Source organism: Exiguobacterium sp. s50 (assembly GCF_018618175.1).
GTDB lineage: Bacteria > Bacillota > Bacilli > Exiguobacteriales > Exiguobacteriaceae > Exiguobacterium > Exiguobacterium chiriqhucha.
On record NZ_JACSLP010000008.1, the window covers coordinates 25291 to 46860 of the forward strand.

General features: G+C 52.9%; 22 protein-coding genes. 19 read left to right on the forward strand and 3 right to left on the reverse strand.

Annotation, left to right across the window (positions count from 1 at the left end):
- Window positions 1–30 precede the first annotated feature (30 nt).
- The 5 genes from KNP68_RS11860 to nhaC all read left to right on the forward strand — a co-directional run bounded on the left by KNP68_RS11860 (window position 31) and on the right by nhaC (window position 5318).
- Entirely contained in the window at window positions 31–849 is an 819-nt protein-coding gene (locus KNP68_RS11860; protein WP_214799677.1) for a fumarylacetoacetate hydrolase family protein, read from the forward strand.
- A 122-nt stretch (window positions 850–971) separates the two neighbouring features.
- Entirely contained in the window at window positions 972–2234 is a 1263-nt protein-coding gene (locus KNP68_RS11865; RefSeq protein WP_214799679.1) for a S1C family serine protease, read from the forward strand.
- 56 nt (window positions 2235–2290) lie between these two features.
- Window positions 2291–2635: a DoxX family protein gene (locus KNP68_RS11870; RefSeq protein WP_214799681.1), complete on the forward strand. Its 345-nt coding sequence runs from the start codon at window positions 2291–2293 to the stop codon at window positions 2633–2635.
- A 23-nt stretch (window positions 2636–2658) separates the two neighbouring features.
- On the forward strand, window positions 2659–3756 hold the full coding sequence (locus KNP68_RS11875; protein ID WP_214799683.1) for an amidohydrolase: 1098 nt from the start codon (window positions 2659–2661) through the stop codon (window positions 3754–3756).
- Window positions 3757–3917: 161 nt separating this feature from the next.
- Window positions 3918–5318: a Na+/H+ antiporter NhaC gene (gene nhaC, locus KNP68_RS11880; RefSeq protein ID WP_214799768.1), complete on the forward strand. Its 1401-nt coding sequence runs from the start codon at window positions 3918–3920 to the stop codon at window positions 5316–5318.
- Window positions 5319–5332: 14 nt separating this feature from the next.
- Here the strand turns inward: nhaC and KNP68_RS11885 are convergent, their stop codons facing one another.
- Window positions 5333–6526, reverse strand: a complete 1194-nt coding sequence (locus KNP68_RS11885) for an HTH domain-containing protein (RefSeq protein WP_214799685.1) — start codon at window positions 6524–6526, stop codon at window positions 5333–5335.
- 78 nt (window positions 6527–6604) lie between these two features.
- Between KNP68_RS11885 and KNP68_RS11890 the strand changes: the two genes are divergently transcribed.
- Complete coding sequence (locus tag KNP68_RS11890) at window positions 6605–7735, forward strand: mandelate racemase/muconate lactonizing enzyme family protein (protein ID WP_214799687.1); 1131 nt, start codon at window positions 6605–6607, stop codon at window positions 7733–7735.
- Window positions 7722–8393, forward strand: coding sequence for a hypothetical protein (locus KNP68_RS11895; RefSeq protein WP_214799689.1), 672 nt, complete (start codon window positions 7722–7724; stop codon window positions 8391–8393). Before KNP68_RS11890 ends, KNP68_RS11895 begins: the two co-directional genes overlap by 14 nt.
- 35 nt (window positions 8394–8428) lie before the next feature.
- Here KNP68_RS11895 and KNP68_RS11900 read toward each other — a convergent pair whose 3' ends face one another.
- Complete coding sequence (locus KNP68_RS11900; RefSeq protein ID WP_214799691.1) at window positions 8429–9178, reverse strand: GDSL-type esterase/lipase family protein; 750 nt, start codon at window positions 9176–9178, stop codon at window positions 8429–8431.
- Window positions 9179–9295: 117 nt separating this feature from the next.
- Between KNP68_RS11900 and KNP68_RS11905 the strand changes: the two genes are divergently transcribed.
- The 7 genes from KNP68_RS11905 (at window position 9296) to hfq (ending at window position 16046) form a co-directional block, all read left to right on the forward strand.
- A complete protein-coding gene (locus tag KNP68_RS11905; protein WP_031200222.1) occupies window positions 9296–10216 on the forward strand; it encodes an ABC transporter ATP-binding protein in 921 nt (306 codons plus the stop codon).
- Window positions 10209–11207 (forward strand): ABC transporter permease, encoded by a 999-nt coding sequence (locus KNP68_RS11910; RefSeq protein ID WP_021067298.1) that lies wholly within the window; start codon window positions 10209–10211, stop codon window positions 11205–11207. The genes KNP68_RS11905 and KNP68_RS11910 overlap by 8 nt, the downstream gene beginning before the upstream one ends.
- Before the next feature lie 179 nt (window positions 11208–11386).
- Window positions 11387–12916 carry a M4 family metallopeptidase gene (locus KNP68_RS11915; protein WP_214799693.1) on the forward strand — a complete coding sequence of 510 codons (1530 nt, stop codon included), beginning with the start codon at window positions 11387–11389 and terminating at the stop codon, window positions 12914–12916.
- 112 nt (window positions 12917–13028) lie between these two features.
- Window positions 13029–13889 (forward strand): PPK2 family polyphosphate kinase, encoded by an 861-nt coding sequence (locus tag KNP68_RS11920; protein ID WP_058763503.1) that lies wholly within the window; start codon window positions 13029–13031, stop codon window positions 13887–13889.
- A gap of 113 nt (window positions 13890–14002) precedes the next feature.
- Window positions 14003–14596 carry an AmiS/UreI family transporter gene (locus KNP68_RS11925; RefSeq protein ID WP_214799695.1) on the forward strand — a complete coding sequence of 198 codons (594 nt, stop codon included), beginning with the start codon at window positions 14003–14005 and terminating at the stop codon, window positions 14594–14596.
- 238 nt (window positions 14597–14834) lie between these two features.
- Window positions 14835–15785, forward strand: a complete 951-nt coding sequence (miaA, locus tag KNP68_RS11930; protein ID WP_214799697.1) for a tRNA (adenosine(37)-N6)-dimethylallyltransferase MiaA — start codon at window positions 14835–14837, stop codon at window positions 15783–15785.
- Between the two features lie 12 nt (window positions 15786–15797).
- A complete protein-coding gene (gene hfq, locus KNP68_RS11935) occupies window positions 15798–16046 on the forward strand; it encodes an RNA chaperone Hfq (protein ID WP_021067304.1) in 249 nt (82 codons plus the stop codon).
- A 43-nt stretch (window positions 16047–16089) separates the two neighbouring features.
- On the opposite strand, the gene KNP68_RS11940 is transcribed toward hfq, so the two are convergent.
- A complete protein-coding gene (locus KNP68_RS11940) occupies window positions 16090–16602 on the reverse strand; it encodes a hypothetical protein (protein WP_214799699.1) in 513 nt (170 codons plus the stop codon).
- A 156-nt stretch (window positions 16603–16758) separates the two neighbouring features.
- Between KNP68_RS11940 and KNP68_RS11945 the strand changes: the two genes are divergently transcribed.
- The 5 genes from KNP68_RS11945 to fumC all read left to right on the forward strand — a co-directional run bounded on the left by KNP68_RS11945 (window position 16759) and on the right by fumC (window position 21541).
- Complete coding sequence (locus KNP68_RS11945) at window positions 16759–17937, forward strand: DNA-binding protein (RefSeq protein WP_029595589.1); 1179 nt, start codon at window positions 16759–16761, stop codon at window positions 17935–17937.
- A gap of 15 nt (window positions 17938–17952) precedes the next feature.
- Complete coding sequence (locus tag KNP68_RS11950; RefSeq protein WP_029595588.1) at window positions 17953–18882, forward strand: CobW family GTP-binding protein; 930 nt, start codon at window positions 17953–17955, stop codon at window positions 18880–18882.
- A complete protein-coding gene (locus tag KNP68_RS11955; RefSeq protein WP_251131506.1) occupies window positions 18879–19664 on the forward strand; it encodes a 5'-3' exonuclease in 786 nt (261 codons plus the stop codon). The genes KNP68_RS11950 and KNP68_RS11955 overlap by 4 nt, the downstream gene beginning before the upstream one ends.
- Complete coding sequence (locus KNP68_RS11960; RefSeq protein WP_214799701.1) at window positions 19645–20034, forward strand: reverse transcriptase-like protein; 390 nt, start codon at window positions 19645–19647, stop codon at window positions 20032–20034. Before KNP68_RS11955 ends, KNP68_RS11960 begins: the two co-directional genes overlap by 20 nt.
- 106 nt (window positions 20035–20140) lie before the next feature.
- Complete coding sequence (fumC, locus tag KNP68_RS11965) at window positions 20141–21541, forward strand: class II fumarate hydratase (RefSeq protein ID WP_058763516.1); 1401 nt, start codon at window positions 20141–20143, stop codon at window positions 21539–21541.
- Window positions 21542–21570 lie beyond the last annotated feature (29 nt).

Genomic DNA, 21570 nt, shown 5'->3' on the forward strand with positions numbered 1-21570 from the left:
TTGTATACTAGCAAAAAAGGGGGAATTTTGATGAAATGGTGTAGTTTTCAAGTTGAAGGAGAGCAAAGGGTCGGTGTCGTGGCAGGGGAGTTTGTTTATGACGTCAGTGACCAATTACATACGACTTCGTTGTTAGAGGTCATCGCGCGGGAGTTTGAACCGGATGTCGATTTGGACGTCGCACCTCGGATCCCATTGACCGACGTCACGCTCGTCGCGCCATACCGACCACTCAAAAACGTGATCTGTATCGGCAAGAACTATGAAGAGCATGTGAAAGAGATGGATACGGCGGGAGCCGGCAAACTCGTCATCTTCACGAAAGCTCCGACTTCGGTCGTTGGACCAGGGGCTGTCGTCGAACGTCATCCTGAACTGACCGACCAACTCGATTACGAAGGCGAGCTCGCCGTCATTATTGGGAAATCAGGACGGGACATCGACGACGTCGACGCCCATATTTTCGGCTATACGATTTTGAACGATATCACGGCCCGGGACGTTCAAAAACAGCACGTCCAATTTTTCCGCGGTAAATCGTTCGACACGTTTTGTCCGCTCGGACCGTATATCGTCACACCGGATGAGCTCTCGTTTCCACTTGTGATTCAAACGGTCGTGAACGGTGAGACACGCCAAAACGGGTCGACAGCGGACATGATTCGTCCAATTGAAGAGTTGATTCGGACGTTGTCGAAAGGGATGACGCTAGAAGCTGGTGATATCATCGCCACCGGTACGCCGGCGGGGGTCGGCCATGGGATTAAACCGCCCGTCTATCTCCAATCTGGGGATACAATCGAAGTGAGCATCACGGGACTCGGGACGTTAAAAAACGTTATCGTCTGACCCAATTGACGCAAATTGTGAAGAATCTTGTAATCGATGTCTCATTTCCGCACAACGATGACTATGCCTCTTATATTAAGGGTATAACAAAAGAGGAAACATCATATAGGAGATGATTACACATGGAACGCAACGATCGTCCAACAGAATCAAATGAACCAAATCGCCGCGAGGATTGGCTCGACACCGAGCTTGGCTCGTCCGAACAACGACAAGAGCCGTCGCGCGCAACACAACCGGCCCGACCTTCATTCGTCGGTCGGATGTTCCCTGGGTTTGTCGGTGGGGTAATCGGTGCTGTCTTGACTGGGGCCATCGCCTTCCCGTTCATCGATCAAGTCCCAACGAACGTGTCTGATACGAACGTGACGTCGGAAGGGTCACCGGTCCAGACGTCATCGACGACGGCGGACAGCTCGGTCATCGATGCGGTCGCGACCGCACAACCTGCCGTCGTGACGGTAAACAATTTTGCTTCGAACGGATTATCGAATGAATCGGTCGAAGCTGGTGTCGGCTCGGGTGTCATCTATAAGAAAGACGGTGACTCGGCTTACATCGTCACGAACCATCACGTCGTCAACGGTGCTGACCGTTTGACCGTGACATTCAATGACGGATCGACAGCGGACGCCAAGTTGATGGGCAGTGACGCCACGTACGACTTGGCGGTGCTCGAAGTCGATGCGGACAAAGTCTCATCCGTCATCACGATCGGGAAGTCGAGTGAACTGAAGCCTGGACAGACTGTCATCGCCATCGGCAATCCGCTCGGCCAGTTTGAGAACTCGGTCACGCGCGGCGTCGTCTCGTCGACGTCCCGTCTCGTTCCGGTCGATACGGATGAGAACGGACAAGCCGATTTCAATGCCGAGGTCATCCAGACGGATGCTGCCATCAACCCAGGTAACTCCGGTGGCGCCTTGATTAACGAATCGGGCCAATTGGTCGGAATCAACTCGATGAAAATTGCGACCGATTCGGTGGAAGGGGTCGGCTTCTCGATTCCAGTCGATATCGCCTTGCCGCTCATCAACCAAATCGAACAGACGGGCGAAGTGAACCATCCATCGCTCGGCGTGTCGCTCCGTGACGTGTCCGAGTTTCCACCCGGGTACTTGACCGAGCAAATCAATCTGCCGGAGTCGGTGACGGCCGGTACGATTATCGTCGAAGTGCAGACGAATAGCTCGGCCGCACGGGCCGGACTCGAAGCACGCGACGTCATCGTGAAAATTAACGATCAAGCCGTCTCGTCGTTCATCGACCTTCGGAGTGAACTGATCCGGGATACGGACGGAACGGTCACAATCGAATACGTTCGTGACGGCAAGACCGATACGGTCGATGTCGAGATTCAAAATGCGAATGGGGATGCATTGTAAAGATGGGCACATAGCCCATCTTTTTTGTTATGCTTAGAAAAAAGGAGGGGATTCCATTGATTCGCACACTGTATGGGGTTTTATTTTTAGGGGCCGGCATCATGCACTTCGTCCAAGAACGGGCATTCATATCGATTATCCCGAAATCATGGCCGTTCAAACGGTTCATGGTCCAAGCGAGCGGTGTCATCGAAGTCGTCTATGGCGCGCTGTTGCTCACGAACAAAGGGACACGATTCGTGAAGAGCACCTTACCCGCATTTTTGATCGCCGTCTTTCCGGCCAATATCAATATGGCGCTCAAGCCATCGAAACTCGGCAAGATGCCGCTCCCGAAATGGGTGACGTGGGCCCGATTGCCGTTGCAATGGGTATTGATTAAAGGGGTCAAAAAAATATAAGTACATAATATGGGGGATCGATTATGACGACGAACGTATTGAACTGGTTTGAGCATTTTCATGCCCATCCCGAAGTGAGCTGGAAAGAAATCGAGACGACGAAGACGATTGCCGACATCTTGACGTCATGGCAAGTCCGTCACGAGACGTTTGCCGACGTCACCGGCGTCATCGCCGAGATTGGTGAAGGAGATGATGTCATCGCTGTCCGGGCCGATATCGACGCCCTTTGGCAACAAGTCGACGGAACGTTCCAAGCCAACCACTCTTGCGGCCACGATGCGAATATCAGCATGGTGCTCGGCGCACTCGATGAGTTGCGGCATGGGCACTTGCCGAAACGGGTCCGCTTTATTTTCCAACCGGCGGAAGAACAAGGAAACGGGTCGCTCGCGATGATTCGACACGGGGCGTTACAAGGCGTCAGTCAGCTGTACGGCATCCACTTGCGTCCGCTCGAAGAACTGAAACGCGGTCAATATGCGGCTGCGATTCAACACGGGGCCGCGTTCTTCTTGAAAGGCAGCATCCGCGGGGACGACGCCCACGGCGCGCGGCCGCATCAAGGCCAGAACGCGTTAGACGTCATCTTCACGATTCAACAGATGCTCAAAAGCATCTACTTGTCGCCGTTCGAGCCGCATTCGATTAAATTGACAGGTGTCCAGGCCGGGAGTGAGAATTTGAACATCATTCCGGGCAATGCGACATTCTCGATTGATGTCCGGGCCCAACAGAACAAGGAACTGCTTGAGCTGCGCGACCGCGTCGAGACGATGTTGCACCAGATTGCAGTCCTACATGGAGTGACGATCGACTGGGAGTGGCAAGATTTCACACCAGGCGCCTTGATTGGCGAGCGTTCGAGCCGACATGCGGCTGAAGCGATTAGTCAGCGGTTCGGGGATGATGCGCTCGTCGATCGCATCATCACGTCAGGTAGCGATGATTTTCATTTTTATACGGTCGAACAGCCGGGACTTGATGCGACGATGATTGGAATCGGGGCCAACTTGACGCCAGGGCTTCACCATCCACAGATGACGTTCGATCGTGACGTATTACCGGAAGCGGCCGCCCTGCTCGCCGATACGTTGCGACGGGTCGTACACGCTACATGATTGACGAAATGAACGAGGCGATTGCGCTTCCGTTCATTTTTTTATTGCCTTCCTCGAATGTAAGCGTTATCATCATCTTATTAGCGACAATATAACGACAATTCAGAATCTTTCGCTATCGGGGAGGAAGACACATGGAACAACAGGGGAACAAGGTAGACATGAAGCTTCGCTGGGCAGTATTGCCGCTACTTGTCATGATCGGGGTCATGCTCGTAGCCATCGTCCAATTAAAACAAGGCCCACACATCCCGCTCATCATCGGGACTGCGGTGGCGGCACTCGTCGCCTGGCGACACGGCTATAAGTGGAAAGAAATTGAAGAGATGATGTACAAAGGGATTCGACTCGCTTTGCCGGCGGTCGTCATCATCATTTTGGTCGGCTTGACGATTGGGGCGTGGATTGGGGGAGGCGTCGTCGCGACGATGATTTATTATGGGTTGACGATTATCTCACCGGCCTATTTCCTCGTGACGATTTGTATCATCTGTGCGGTCGTCGCGCTCTCCATCGGCAGTTCATGGTCGACGATGGGGACGATCGGCGTCGCCGGGATGGGCATCGGGCTAAGTATGGGGATACCAGCACCGATGGTCGCCGGAGCCGTCATTTCTGGCGCTTATTTTGGGGACAAGATGTCGCCGCTGTCGGATACGACGAATTTGGCGGCCGGTTTGACGCATACGGACCTATTCGTCCATATCCGTCACATGCTCTATACGACTATCCCGGGCCTTATCATTGCGCTTGGCGCGTATTGGTGGCTCGGCCGCCGCTTCAGCGAGACGACGACGGATTCGTCGGAAATCGTCCAGACGCTTGATATTTTGCAAGACAGTTTCGTCATCTCACCATGGTTGTTAGTGATCCCGCTGGCCGTCATCGCGCTCGTCGCGAAAAAAGTGCCGGCCATTCCAGCACTCGTCGTCGGCATCGCCCTTGGCTTTTTGGCGCAAGTCATCGTCCAGGGTGGCTCGCTCTCAGATAGTGTCGGCGCGCTCCAAAGTGGATATGTGATCGAGACCGGCAATGAGTTGGTCGATAACTTGTTCAGTCGGGGTGGTCTCGATGCGATGATGTATACCGTCTCGATGACGATTGTCGCGATGACGTTTGGGGGCATCTTGGAATACTCGGGCATGCTTCAGTCCATCATGAATCAAATCGTCAAACTGGCGAAGACGGCAGGTTCAATGGTCGCTTCGACGATTTTAGCGGCGTTCGCGACGAACGCATCATGTTCCGAACAATACATCTCAATCGTCGTGCCGTCACGCATGTTCGCCAGTGCCTACGAGAAGATGGGACTTCATTCGAAGAACTTGTCGCGAGCGCTTGAAGATGGCGGCACGCTCACGTCGGTCTTCATCCCGTGGAATACGTGCGGCGTGTTCATTCTCGGGACACTCGGCGTCGGGGCGTTCGAATATGCGCCATACGCCATTCTAAACTTTGTCGTTCCGGTCATTTCAATCATCTATGCGTTCACAGGTTTCACGATTGAACGGATTGCTGTGTTAAGGGCAGAACCATCGATCGACCAACAAGCGGCGCAATGAAAAATTTCCCGGCCTCATGAGGTCGGGAAATTGAATTTATAGACGGCGCGGGGCCGGCCTTGGCTATAACTCATTTCTTCGCCGATCACATCGACGATGCCGGCGCCATGAAGTTTTTTGATGAGCCGTTCCGTCGTTCGTCGGGTCACGTCGAGGTAGTCGGTCAACTCTTTTGCCGTGAACTCGTGCTTGCGTTTGGCGAATTGTAAAATCTTCCCGATATTGACGGGGCTGACTCCGGCTTGTTTGATGAAGTCGAAGGCGAGTTGTTCTGTCACCCGATACGGGACCTGCGCGTCACGGGTCGGGAACGATAATCGTTTCGAATCATCGACGATACGGATGCGCTCGTCACTCGCGGCAGACAAGGCGATGTGGGCATGTTCGTCCGCTTGTTGATAGTCCGTCCCATAGCCGATTCCAATGAGGTACGTCCCGTTTGGTGCGAGCGTATCTTCATCGAACGCGTTTATCACTTCACCTTTGGTCGTCAATACCGTGATGTTATGGTCATGCGGGGACTCGAGATGTCCACCCAGATACCGGACCGAGGCAAGATGGTCATGCAACGTCTGCTCATTCGTCTCGTAACGGATGATGGCGAACTGGGCGGCATCGGCCAACTGTTGCCGAACTTGTTGAATCAACCGATCGAGATGGTGCCTGACGGTCGTTGTCGGCTCAATCATCAGTTGACTGTTGTATCCGGCACGAACGAGTTCATGATGCACGCGCTCGATGCTCGTGATGGCCAGATTCGCTTGTCCGGCTTGATGGCTGGCGTGAAAAGCGATGACGTCCTCGAATGCGAGTTCGGGATGGATACGCATCACAACGGGGGCGACCCGTTCGTTCGGGAACGAGTCGAGAATCGACGTCAGTCGTCTCGGTTCGACCAAATCGATTGATACTTGATTGAGCGACACGGAGTGGGTGAGCGTCGCATAGAGAAGCGTCGTCAAGAGGACAGTCTCGTCTTGGACGACGTGATGTGCCGCCACGTTGGTAAGATAAGGGGTCGCATAGGCGAACGGGAACGAGCCGGAAAAAAAGACGCCGTCGAACGAGCCGAGCGTTTGAGCGATGGTCGCCACTTCGTGCGGATGCTCATACGGATGATAGGCGAACCGGACGTCCTCTGGTGAACCGAGCGAACGAATCGTCTCCACGAATTCGTGTGATCCGACGATGGCGATATGGATGGACATCAAAACTCCTCCTTGCAATTTAACGACTATTTAACGACAATATAACTAATGACATAGAAGAAGTAAAGGAGAATGGATATGAGAATAGAGAAGCTAGAATTGCTTGCGATTCGATTGCCGTTAAAAGTGCCGTTCATCGTCAGTTATCATCGTTATGACGACATGCCGTCAGTGATCGTGAAATTGACGACGGAATGTGGTCACGTCGGCTATGGCGAGGCCGTCGCCGATGAACATGTCACGGGCGAATCGCTCGATAGTACAATCAGTGTGATTCGACATGTGCTCGGACCGCTCTTGATTGGCGAAAACCCGATGCAGATGGAACGGATTCACGACGTGATGGACCGGGCCATCCGTGACGTGCCAGCGGCGAAAGCGGCGCTCGATATCGCCTGTCATGACGTCGTCGGGAAAAAGCTCGGACTTCCGGTGTATGATTTGCTCGGCGGCCGGTATCACGAGGCCTTCCCGGTCACACACGTCCTCAGTATCGGGGACCCGGATGCGATGGCGGCCGAGGCTCGGGAACAAATCGAACATGGGTACACTGCCGTCAAGATGAAAGTCGGTGTCGATGTCGCCTCGGACGTACGCCGTGTCGAGGCGGTCCGGCGTGCCGTCGGTCCCGACGTGCCGATTCGGGTCGACGTCAATCAGGGCTGGGTCAATGCCGCCAAGACACTGCAAGCGATGCAGCAGCTTGAGCCATTCCACATCGATTGGGTCGAACAGCCGGTCAAGGCTGACGACTTTGAAGGAATGGTCGAAGTGAAAGGGAAAATCTCGGTGCCACTCATGATTGATGAAGGCGTGCGCGGCATGACGGAGATGCGTCGGTTGACGATGATGCAGGCCGCCCACAAAGTGAACATCAAACTGATGAAGTGTGGCGGCATCTACCCGGCGAAAAAACTCTTGCATATGGCCGAAATGTCGGGCATCGAGTGTCAAATCGGGTCGATGGTCGAGTCGTCGGTCGCCTCGAGTGCAGGCTTTCATGTCGCCTTCTCGAGCAAAATCGTCCAATCGGTCGAGTTGACAGGTCCGCTTCGTTTCGCCGAAGACATCGGCAACTTGATGTACGACTTGCCGTTCATCCGCCTGTCCGATGAGCCAGGTCTCGGTGTCGACGTCGATGAGGCCGTCTTGTCACGGCTGACGACGGCGACGTATGTCATCGGAGGGGTCGACCATGTGGCGCAGTGAGTATAACGGCCTCGACATCGAGGTCAACTATTTGACGATGACAGAGCTCGCACAAGTCGAGGCGGTGCAACAGGCCGTCATGGCCACATTGACGGAAGGAAGCCAGTACCAGTCCCTCACGACTGAGGAGTTCGTAAAGCTGTTGACCGACCGCACATTGATTGGGGCGTATCACGAAGGGACGTTGATTGCGTTCCGAGCCCTGCTCATCCCGCCGCTCGACGAAGAGCATCTAGGATACGACATCGGTTATCCGCTTGATGCGCTCGACCGCATCTTGTATCAAGAAGTGACGAACGTCCATCCGGACTACCGCGGCTACGGTCTGCAACAACATCTCGGTAGGCTCCTCATGAAAGAGCTTGAACATGGCAGTCGGTTCGACCTCGTCTGTGCGACCGTGGCGCCTTTCAATATCCCGAGCCTGAAGGACAAGTTCGCCCTCGGCCTTCGCATCGGTGCCCTCAAACCGAAATATGGCGGAAAGCTGCGCTACATTTTTATGAAGGAACTGCACAGCGACTGGCGCCCGACTGGTGACACGACGTGGCTCGATATGGGCGAGACGGAGCAACAAGTCGCCTTATTGAAGGCAGGCTGGTTCGGGACGATGATGACACGAGACGGGGAGAGCTGGCTCGTCAAATATGAACGATGAAAAATGGCCTGTTCGCGACGATCAGGCCATGTTGCTTATTCGAGGATGAACAATACGTCCTCGGCTAACTTCTCATATGTCCGGTCGCTCGGATGGAACTGGTCGGTCGCAAGGTCACGGCCAACGTCCGAGACGTAAGCGAACGGATCGATCACATCGATGCGTTGCGCGTTGCCGAACGTGGCCGCGGAGGCGTTCCAGTCGAGAATCAATTGATTGAACGCCTCACCGTTCTCGTTCTCTTGGAACGGGTTATAGAGCGCGATATAGACGATTTGCGCCGTATCGTTCAATCCGCGAACTTGTTCGAAGATATCATTCAAGTTCGTCTTCGCATCGGTCACGACTTGCTCGATATCGACCGATTCGAAATTGTCGACGTTCTCGCCGCGGTTGAACAAGTCGTTGCCGCCGATCGTGAGCGTGATATAGCGGGCGTTCTCAATCGTGCGTCTTACTTCAGGTTGTTCGAGCTGCGCCAATAAGTCTTCCGTCCGGGCGCCGGAGACGGCCAGATTCTGCGTACGGATATCATTCTCTTCGAGCGCTTCACCGACCGGTTGGACGTAGCCCGCACCTGATGTAGAGCCGACCCCGCGTGTCAATGAATCTCCGAGTGCGACGTAAACATCACCGACCGGTTCGGGTCTCGTATCTTCGCTGACCGAGAGTGTCCGTTCCGGCGGATTGACGATATCTTGGTAACCGATCCATAAACCGTATAGGGCGATGCCCGTCAAGAAGACAGAACCGATTAAAAACATATACCATTTCCCATTTTTCATGTGATGACCTCACTTTCTATAGAACTATCATATCAAATAAGTGTGAACCTGCCCTATGTGAATGTTCGAATAGGACAGATGCGATCGAGTCCGATAGAATGTAGGAGAGGTGAGATGATGCAACCAACATTGAAGATAGACCATTTGACAAAAGTAATCGGTAAAAAAACAATCATCGATGACATCTCGTTCGATGTGTTCCCCGGTGAAGTGTTCGGCTTCTTAGGACCGAACGGGGCCGGTAAAACGACGACGATTCGGATGATTGTCGGATTGATTAAGCCGACGAACGGGACCGTCTCGATTTGTGGGTTCAGCGTCGAACGTCAATTCGTTCAGGCGATGAATCAAATCGGCGCCATCGTTGAGAATCCGGAACTGTACAAGTTCATGAGCGGGCGTGAGAACTTGAACGCCTTCGCGCGGATGTTGCCCGGTGTCGATGAGGCCCGGATTCAAGAAGTGATCGATCTCGTCGATTTGACGGCACGAATCGATGATAAAGTGAAGACCTACTCGCTCGGGATGCGGCAACGGCTCGGCATCGCTCAGGCCATGTTGAACAATCCCCGTGTCTTGATTCTCGATGAACCGACGAACGGGCTCGACCCGATGGGGATTCGTGACCTTCGACTCTTCATCCGCCGTCTCGTTGAAGAGACAGGATTGAGCGTCCTCGTCTCGAGCCACATCTTGGCCGAGATTGAACTGCTCGCGGACCGTGTCGCCATCATGTCGCGCGGGAAAATCGTGAAAGTCGGCACGGTCGAGGAGCTGATTCATGAGTTGGCGTCGACGGTCGATGTCCACGTGGCCGACAGTTTTGAAGTCTTGCCGATCATCCGCGGATTCGAGTCGATTGATCACGCCGACGTTGTCGATGAACGGACGATTCGGGTCTCGATGAATCTGGAAGATACGGCCCGATTGAATCGCTACTTGCTCGATCGAGGCGTCGACGTGTTCGGTCTCGAACGACGCGTCCAGACGCTAGAAGAATTGTTTATCTCATTGACCGGGGGTGACCATATTGTCTAATCCGTCAATCCTTGGCCTCATTCGGAACGAAGTCTTAAAGATTCATAAGAAACGTCGGCTTCTCGTCGTGTCGACCATTCTCATCGTGCTCGTCTCGATGTTCACGTATGCCAACTACCGGCAGATCGAAAAACAACGGGAAGAACAAGGAACGATCGACTGGCGTGTCGATTTACAGCAAGAGATCGTTGATACGCAAAACCGGCTCGCCTCGGCGAACGTTCAGGATGAGTTCCGTCAAATTTTGGAATTCCAGGTCCAACAGAATCAATATTACTTAGATAATGATATTAACCCGAACTATCCTGGGGCGCCGACGTTCATGCGTGTCTTCTTCTCGCAAGGGACGACGCTCGTGCTCCCACTCTTCATCATCGTCCTGATGGCCGATATCGTCAGCGGTGAGCATAATGATGGCACAATCAAGACGCTGTTGTCCCGTCCGGTAAGGCGCTTTAAGATTTTGCTTGCTAAATGGATGACGACGCTGCTGTATACGTCGATTCTTATCTTCATCACGGCACTCGTCAGTTATGTCATCTCTGGCATCGTGCTCGGTTGGGACGGATGGACCGCGCCGATTTTGACTGGGTTCCAAGCCTCGGCGACCGGGACGTTCTCGACCGACTTCGTCCATACGCTGCCGATGTGGCAATATTTGCTCATGTCAGTCGGCCTATCCTGGTTCGTCGTCGCGGCCGTCGGGACAATCGCACTCATGATCTCAGTCATCGTCAAAAATACGGCGACTGGGATTGGGATCATGATGGCCGTCCTGATTTCAGGACCGCTCCTCACGTCGCTCGGGTCGAATTGGGACAGCTCGAAATATTTGGTGAACGTCAACTTCGGTCTTCATACCTATCTCGAGGGGCAAGCCCCACCGATCGAGGGGATGACATTACCGTTCTCGCTCATCGTCATATTCGTCTGGTCGCTAGCGGCTCTCGCGTATGCGTTCTACCATTTCACACAAAAAGATGTCTATTGATGACTGGCGTCACCTTCAACGGTGACGCTTTTTTTGTTACGGCTGATACGACTAGAGAAAATGATGGGTTAGTTCAAATGTCTTAATAATTTGAATTGTCAAAATAATTAAAAAGTTGGATACATTAAATGTGGGAAACTATGTAAAGTAGGAGACACCACATAAGGAGGGAAACACACATGAAAAAAGTTTTATCTACATCACTCATCGCAGGCGTCTTGCTCGTGCCGCAACTTGTCGGCGCGGCGGAGCTCAAGTCGGGCACGTTGACGAAACCATCGAACGAGGCTCCGACGACAATCGTCAAAGAGTATGCGAAAGCGAAAGGCGAATTCAAAACGCTCGAATCGAAGCGTGACAAAGTCGGACAAGTGGTCAAATTACAACAGACGGTTGACGGAGTGCCGGTCTTCGGTGGAATCGTCGTCGGTGTCGTCGATAACGATGGCCAATTGAAAACGGTCGTCGATGACACGAAACAACTCAAAGGATTACATAAATCGATCAAACTGAACGAACAAAAAGCGGTCGCTCGTTATAAAGAGCTTGTCGGCCACAAAGGCGCATACGAGCTTGAGCCGGCAGCGGAACTCGTCGTCTATCCGAACGGGGAAGAGGCGGTCTATGCGTATGAAGTGACCGGGACGATTCTTGATGCGGATGAGCCGTCACGCTGGACGTACTTCATCGATGCGGCAAGCGGGAAAGTATTGAACAAGTACAACCAATTGGCACACGCCAAACCGGCGAATGGTGTCACAGGTACGACGTTTACGGGAACAGGAATCGACGTCCTTGGTCAGAGCCAAACGTTCAAGACGACGAAGAGCGGTTCATACTACTATCTCCAAGACTCGACACGCGGTAAAGGCATCTATACGTATGACGCCGGAAACCGGACTCGACTTCCAGGATCACTTTGGGCCGATGTTGATAACGTCTTGAACACGACATACGACCGTGCCGCTGTCAGCGCCCACGTCAACGCAACGAAGACGTATGACTTCTTCAAGAACACATACGGTCGTAACAGCTATGACAACAACGGTGCGGCCCTCAACTCGACGGTCCACTATAGCCGCAGCTACAACAACGCGTTCTGGGATGGCAGCAAGATGGTGTACGGTGACGGTGACGGGCAAACGTTCACGTACCTCTCTGGCGCACTTGACGTCGTCGCTCACGAATTATCACACGCGGTCACAGAATATACGGCCGGTTTAATTTATCAGAACGAATCGGGCGCCATCAACGAGGCGGTATCCGATATCTTCGGTACGGTCGCGGAGTATAGCGTCGGCTCGAACTTCGACTGGTTGGTCGGGGAAGACATCTATACGCCTGGCATCGCCGGTGACGGTCTTCGGTCAATGTCCAATCCAGCGGCCAACGGTGACCCAGATCACTACTCGGTCCGTTACACAGGGACACAAGATAACGGCGGCGTCCACATCAACTCGGGAATCGTCAACAAAGCAGCTTACCTCTTGGCGAGCGGCGGTTCACACTACGGCGTATCGGTCCAAGGTATCGGCGTCATGGAGATGGGGGACATCTACTACCGTGCCCTCACCGTCTACTTGACACCGACTTCGAACTTCTCAAGCCTACGTCAAGCGGTCGTTCAATCGGCCAAAGACTTGCATGGTGCGACGAGCACGCAAGCAGTCGCAGCGGCGAAATCGTTCGATGCGGTCGGCATCAACTAAACGTGATTCAATCCTTTTCGCTTCGGCGGAAAGGATTTTTTTGTCGCTATTTTTTGAAAGAATAGGGTAAATACAGATTGTACGTAAAATTTGTCGCAATCAAGGAGGATATATGGACATTCAATCATTTCGCATTGACCATAAAAACGGGATTCGTCTGGACGATTACCCAACCACGATCAAGGACCGCCCATCGGACGAGACGTTGCAAAACGAGCTGATTCCGGAGAGCGTCGAAAGATTGAAAGAGTTGCATTGGAAACTATATGCCGAAGCCAAAAAAGGTGTCGTCGTCGTCTTACAGGCGCTCGATGCGGGCGGTAAAGATGAGGCAATCAGTTATATCTTTTCCAATCTGAACGCGCAAGGGTTGAAGACGAACGCGTTCCAAAAACCATCGGATACGGAAAAGAAACATGACTATCTATGGCGGATGCATGACCTCATGCCGGAGCGAGGCCAAGTCGGTATTTTGAACCGCTCCCATTATGAGGAAGTGATCGCCCCGCGCGTCCATGATTTGCTCGGAGAAGAGGTCATTCCGGATGAGGAGGATAAAGAATCGGTATGGAAAGTCCGCTATCGCCAAATCAATGACTTTGAACAATATTTAGATGAGAACGGGTTTAAGGTCATCAAATTTTTCTTTAACGTCTCAAAAGAAGTCCAGCGCGATCGTTTGCTCGAACGTCTGAAAGATCCGAGTAAAAACTGGGAATTCTCGTTCAGCGACGTCGAAGAACGCAAGCATTGGGACGATTATCAAGCCATCTTTGAGGAGATGTTATCGAACACAGCGACAGAACTCTCCCCGTGGTATGTGCTACCGGCAGATGATGACTGGTATGCCCGTTATATCGTCTCGACGGTTATGATTGACGTGTTAGAAGACATTGATCCGCAGTTTCCGACGTTCACCGAAGACGAACAGGAACGCATCGACGAGGCGATTGCGACGCTCGAAAACGAGTGACGTTTGTCGAGTCGGTGAACGTCCATTTCTCCGCTTGCACTGAAAGCGAATTCACGTTACAGTGGACGTAGATAAAATTAGACGTCAGACATCTGTACGAAGGAGCAATGAGTGTGGGAAATATAAGTTTATTATTTGGAGGCGTGGCACTGTTCATCAACAGCCTCGTTTTGTTTGGAAAAGTGGACGTTAAGAGTGCGGGTGTGTTTAGTCTGTTCACAGGCCTGTTGCAGACGTTTATCGCGACGTGGCTCGTCATCGGGGCGAGTTCGGCGGAGATGTTTGGATATGCGAGCATCTACTTGTTCGCGTTCACGTATTTGTACGTCGGTGTGACGTTCCTATTCAATTTGGACGGACGTGGCGTCGGATGGTTCTCGCTCTTCGTATCGATTTCAGCCATCTTCTATGCGATCATCGGATTCACGACGGGTGATATGATGGGCGCGGTAACATGGTTGTTCTGGTCGCTTTTGTGGGGACTGTTCTTTATGGGAATGGGCCTTGGGCGCCAGATTGACGGATTGACGGCCCGGGTCGCATTCGTGCTCGCCTGGTTGACGTTGATTATTCCGGCACTGTTCGGTCTCGCGAATTTGATGACGCCGCTCTATGGCGTTATGTGGTGGGCCGCGAGCGGCACCGCGATTCTTTATTTTGGATTGACGATGTGGCGCCAGCGCCGGTTAGTAGAAGTGACACAATGAACGATGCTCCTTTGGGAGCGTCGTTTTTTTGCGCATTCATTTGTGTCTAAAATGTGAAAAGTGGGAATGAGATACGTAAAGGAGGCGACCTCGGATGAGTGACGGCTTAATTTTACTGATGGGACTATTATTATGCGGATGGATGCTGTTTGCGGTCGTGTTTGATGATACAATTAAAAGAAGAATTTAACGGGCCGTTTCCTTTAAGGGACGGTCTTTCGTTTGAGGAGTGACAAGGATGGAAAAGACACCAGTCATCGTCCTCGTCGGACCGACGGCTGTCGGGAAGACGAAGACAGGGATTGAGCTCGCCAAAGTGTTCAACGGTGAAATCGTATCGGGCGACTCGGTCCAAGTGTACCGCGGGATGGATATCGGTTCGGCAAAAGTGACGGTCGAGGAGGCGGAAGGGGTTCCGCATCATTTGATTGATATATGCGACCCGGACGAGGCGATGAGCGTCGCCACTTTCCAAAAGTTGGCCCGGGCGGCGATCGATGATATTTATGCGCGCGGAAAATTGCCCATTCTGGTCGGCGGGACAGGTCTCTACATCCGTGCGATTCTCTATGACTATGAGTTCACAGAACGACCGGTCAATCACGAATTGCGAGAAGCGCTCGAGTTAGAAGCTGAGACGGATGGACCTGAGGCGCTGCATGCGCGTCTGCAATCGCTCGATCCAAAACGGGCCGAGAGCATTCATCCGAATAACGTCCGCCGCGTCATCCGGGCCCTTGAAGTCGCGCTCCAAGGCGACGCCCAGGCGATGGACAGCCTCCCGTCGGAACATTACGCCTATAAACTGTTCATCTTGCATGCGGACCGGGACGTGCTCTACTCGCGCATCAACCATCGTGTCGACTTGATGCTCGAAGCGGGCCTCATCGAGGAAGTCGAGCGCTTGCTCGCGGCTGGTTACCGGGACACGCAAGCGATGCGCGCCATCGGTTACAAGGAAGTCGTTCCGTATCTTGATGGATTGATGACCCGAGAGCAGATGAGCGAGACGCTCAAACAGCACACGCGCAAGTTCGCAAAACGTCAATTGACATGGTTCCGTCATCAATTTAATGGGATTTGGGTCGATATGGGACGAAAATCATTTGAACTATCGTATCAAAATATTTATGATGAAGTTGAGGAGTTTTTTCGAAAATTCCGATTATTTCAAAGAGACATAGACTAGGGGGAATGCAACATGAAGGCTAGCTATAACATTCAAGACCATTTTTTGAATCAATTACGTAAAGAAATGGTGCCGACGACCGTGTTTTTAGTCAGCGGGTTTCAAATTCGGGGAGTCATTAAATCGTTTGACAACTTCACGGTCATCGTCGAATCGGAAGGGCGCCAACAGTTGATTTATAAACATGCGATTTCAACGTTCTCACCAGCACGGAACGTCACATTGTTCGAACCGGAAGCGGTTGAAGTGACAGAAGGCTAATGAACGGCATAAAAAAAGAAGCGGCCCGGGGACCGCTCTTTTTTTATGCCGTTTTTACGTTCGAATCGAAATCGATGGCTTCGAGCACACGATGGACGGCACAACCGCCGAGGAGTGAGTCGAGTTGGTCACAGAGCTGGCTCGGTGCCGAGCGGTATAAGTGTGTATACGTTCGTTTCCATGACCGTTCGGCCGACTGGATGCGCACGAGTAGGTCGGCATGGCCGAGTTCTTTCAGCTTCTCGATATTCATCCGGTTCGTGCGAGCGAACGCCGATAAGACGACGGCTTTGGCTAGCGGTGTTTGAATCGGATAGCCGGCGACGACGAGGACGGCCATCGCGCCTTTCATCTCATGTTCGATGACCGAGTCGACGAGTAGGTCCGGCGTATATGGGTTGCCGGCATGTCCTGAGACTGCCGCGACGAGTTCGTGATGTGAGACCGGGCAAGTCGATGCCTGTAATATGCTGGCGATTGTTGAATGCGTAGTGGCGTAACGTGTCGCTTCCCCTGTTGCGATCAATCGTTCGTACGTATCTACCAATGAAATCATGTGAGTTCCCCCTTTATCTAGCTATCTTTATCGTATCAATTATAGTAAGCGCTTTCAATATAATTTAGGGAACTTCATGACCTATAACGAAAGTATGTTCGCCTCGAAGTGGAAAACACGATACAATGGGCAAAGAGAAGAAGGAGGGGATTGTATATGAATTATTACCAACAGATTGATCCGATCACGGGGAGCGGCTTCGACCGGACGCGGTTCCAACTCCCGACCGTCGAAAAAGCGTCGACGCGATTGACTGACCTTACGGACGGGACACCGGTCCAGACGAAAGCGCTCGTCAGTACAGTCGAAGTGAGAGAAGGCAAATCGGGTGCCAAATGGCTGCAACTGAATTTGACGACATCGAGCGGACTCATCCGTGCCAAGCAATGGTTGCGTGGCAACGAAGAGCAGCTGTTACCGATTTACGAGTCTGGTGTGATCGAGCTTGAAGGGAAAATCGACGTCTATCCGAAACCGGACGGCGCCAAGTCAATCACAATCGACCGGGCCAAACCGATTGCCCGGGACGAGGCCGTCTCATTGTTGCCAGGTCTTCCTGGAGACGAGACGATGGATCAATACGCCGACGAGCTGTTCGCGATTCTGTCGACGCTCTCGCCTGACTATCAAGCAATCGCGATGTCGCTACTCGACCGCTATTGGGACGATTTCGTTCTCGCACCGGCTGCACTGTATCATCATCATAACTATGTCGGCGGCCTCTTGAAGCACACGGTCTGTATGCTTCGACTCGGTTATCGCATCCAAGAACAGGACGACCATTTGGCGATGGCGTTCCGGGTCATCAAAGAAGCCGAGCAGTTGCACAAAGTAGACGTATGGAATACGATGAACGGTGTAAAAGTTGAACAGGCGTTCCGGGGCACGTTCGAGTCGCTCTATGCGGCCTGCGAGGCCATCGCAGAATTGAAGGAGCCGCTCCGTTGGGACGAACTCGCGCTCGGGATTTTATTCCATGATATCGGCAAGTTGTTCGAGTACAGTCACTTGCTGTCGTCCCCGAAACGGTTCGAGCAACTGTTCTCGGTCAACGGTACGAGTGAGACGACCGGCATCTCGATCAATCCGATGGGAAGCTTGATCGGACATATGCCGTACGGCGGACTGTTGTTCGAGAAGAGTCAACAGGCCGCAAGCGTCACGTTGTCGCTCGACGCCCATCATCGGATTTGGCATATGATTTTATCCCACCACGGCAAGCGCGAGTGGGGCTCGAGCGTGTTACCGGTCACGACAGAAGCATGGATGCTTCATTTGATTGACTTGCTGGATGCGCGCTATGAGAAATGGGCGCGAGTTCACGAAAATTTATAAGGTGAGGTGCAGTACATGATTCCCGTGCAATTGGTGACCGGTTTTTTAGGCGCCGGAAAAACGACCTATATGAATCGCTTGCTAGAAGCGACGGACGAGCGGTTGCTCGTCATCGTCAACGAGCTCGGGTCGGTGAATATCGACGAACAGTTGATCGTCAAGATGGACCAAGAGCAGATCGAGTTGTCGAACGGTTGCATCTGTTGCTCGATTCAAAGCGATTTAAGCAAGACGTTCTATCAACTCGCATCAAAGGATACGTTCGACCGCATCGTCATCGAGACGACCGGTGTGGCCGACCCGGCACCGATCATTCAGACGATTTATTATGACGACTACTTGCGCACGCGTTTCAAGTTGACGGCGATTTTGACGGTCGTCGATGCCAGTCAACTGGACCGTGAGCTATTTATTGAAGGAATTCATCAAATCGCCTATGCGGACGTAATTTTGTTGAATAAAGTCGACCTCGTCGATGCGGATGCGCTCGAACAGGCGCATGAGCGGATTAATGCGCTGAATCCGACCGTTCGAGTCATCGAGACGGTTCAGACGGTCGGCGACTATGACTTGACGGAGAATACGTTCCAGCTCTCACGAATCGACGAACAGCTCCTCGGGCAACTGACGGCCGGGCACTCCTCGGTCTCATCACTTCGGGCCATCACGCTCACGACGGACGTGCCGCTCAAACGGGAACGCGTCACTCAATACGTCCGAGAAGTGCTCATGCACTATGAAGATGATGTCTATCGCTTGAAGGCGATTGTCCGTTTAGACGGAGAAACATCAAAATTCGTCGTCCAAGCGACGAATCAACTGATGGGGGCGACTTTCGCGAACGAACCGAGCGACGACTCGCGTTCCGTCTTCGTCTGGATTGGAAAGAATCTCGACCGGGACGCGCTCACGCGCGGATTACAAGCTTGTGAGGTGAATGCATGATGAAATTGATGTTGGTCGACGGGTTTAACCTCCTGTCACGTTATTATTTTGCCACAGAGCGTCGTCGGGCTCTCGACCCCGATGTGACGTTGAAGGGGTTACTTCGAAAAGTTGACGGGTGGACGAACGACTTCACGCATATCGCCTTCTTTTGGGACGGACCACGCGAAACGACGCATCGTTACGCCCTCTTTCCGGACTATAAAGCGACTCGCACCGGCTTACCGGAACCGTTGTTCCACGATTACGTCAAGTTGCGGGCAGCGTTGACCGAGCGCGGGATTTTTCAGTCTGAGCTCGCCGGGTACGAAGCCGATGACTTGATTGGGGCCGTCGCGACCGCGTTCCCGGGCGAATCGTATATGTATTCGTCAGACCGCGATTTGCATCAGTTGCTTTCCCCGAACGTGTTTCAAATCGTTCCGAAAAAAGGGGAAGAGATGATCATGAATCGGGAATTGTTCGTTGCGACGTACGGCGTCCGACCAGAGCAGTTCGTCGATGTGAAGGCGCTCCAAGGCGACGCCTCAGATAATATTCCCGGTGTCCGCGGCATTGGACCGAAGACAGCGACCATTCTTGTCCAGTCGTATGACACGGTCGAAACACTATACGACATCGTGAGACAAGAAGCGCTCCAAGAGGCGCATCAGAAGTTTGCGAAGAAACTCGACGGGCAAGAAGAAGTGGCGCTCTTGTCGAAACGTCTCTCGCTCATCGATATTCATGCACCGATTGAGACCGATTGGGAGGCGTATCGCTTTGGTTCACATTTATTTTGATGCGGCGACGAACCAGGAGGCGGGTGAGAACGGTCTTGGCGTCTGGATCAAGACGACCGACGGCACGGTGTCCACGTATATCGCCAAACGCGTCGGGTTGACCAGCGTTCAGGCGGAGCTCGCCGCGCTCGCGTTCGCCCTCGAACAAGCACACGAACTGACGGGCGAATTGACATTTATGTTCTATTCAGACGCCGAGACGGTCGTACGGGCGCTTGAACAGCGCTTCCTCAAAGACCAATCGATGCGTCCGTTGTTCGTCAAGGCGCTAACGCTGTATGACGAATTGCCGAATAAGTTCATCAAATGGATTCCGCGAGCAGAGAACCGGGCTCACGACGTGGCGAAACGGGCATTGATGACAGGCTAAAAGTCGGGCGTGGGCCCGACTTTTTGTCAATTGCAGGGGAATGATTTCTTTTTTGCAAAAGTTTCGCTAAAATGAAAGCGTAGTCAAAAAAAGAGGGGGAATTTTCATGGAATATCGGATCGAACGGGACACGATGGGGGAAATCAACGTTCCGGCTTCAGCCAAATGGGGAGCCCAAACACAGCGCAGTCTAGAGAACTTTAAAATCGGGACGGAAAAAATGCCGCTTGAGGTCGTGCATGCCTTCGCGATTTTGAAAAAAGGTGCCGCACTCGCCAACGCTGAGCTCGGTGTGTTGGAGCAAGCGAAAGCCGACGTCATCGCCGAAGTCGCAGATGAGATCGTCGCTGGGCAACATGATGCCGAGTTTCCACTCGTCGTCTGGCAGACGGGTTCAGGGACACAGTCGAACATGAACGTCAACGAAGTCATCGCCCACTTGGCGAACGATAAGTTGAAGGAGCGTGGTCAGACGCTTACGATCCATCCGAATGACGACGTCAACAAGTCGCAAAGCTCGAACGACACGTATCCGACGGCGATGCACATTGCGGCCATCCTAGCAGTCGAGGATCATGTGTTGCCGTCAATCGAGGCGCTCCACGCGACGCTCGCGAAGAAAGCCGAGTCATTCATGGACATCGTGAAGATCGGTCGGACGCACTTGCAAGACGCGACGCCGGTTACGCTCGGTCAAGAGATTAGCGGTTGGGTCCGTATGCTCGAGCTGTCGAAACAGATGATTGAGCGTACGCTCGAACCGTTGACAGAGCTCGCTCTCGGCGGAACGGCAGTCGGGACGGGCATCAACGCCCATCCGCAGTTCGGCGAAGTCGTGGCCGAGAAAATCTCGCAAGAGACCGGCAAACAGTTCATCACGGCCGTCAACAAGTTCCATGCGCTCACGAGCCACGATCAGCTCGTATTCACACATGGTGCCTTGAAAGCACTCGCCATGGACGCGATGAAGATCGCCAACGACGTCCGTTGGCTCGCTTCTGGTCCGCGTGCCGGTATCGGCGAGATTTTGATTCCGGAAAACGAACCGGGCAGCTCGATCATGCCAGGAAAAGTCAACCCGACGCAGAGCGAGGCGTTGACGATGGTCGCGGCTCAAGTGCTCGGCAATGATGCGACAATCGGATTCGGGGCGAGCCAAGGAAACTTCGAGTTGAACGTGTTCAAGCCTGTCATCATGTACAACTTCCTCCAGACGTGCCGTCTGTTGACGGACAGTCTACATTCGTTCGACGTGCATTGCGCCGTCGGCATCGAACCGGATTTGGACGTCATCGCACACAACGTGGAACGTTCGCTCATGCTCGTGACGGCACTCAACCCGCATATCGGTTACGAGAACGCAGCCAAAATCGCGAAGCTCGCCCATAAAAATGGGACGTCGTTGAAGGAAGCGGCGCTCGAGACTGGACTATTGACGGAAGAGCAGTTCAATCAATGGATTCGTCCGGAAGAGATGACATCTCCTAACCTAAAAGTTGGTAAATAAGGGAAGGGCGGTCCATGACCGCTCTTTAA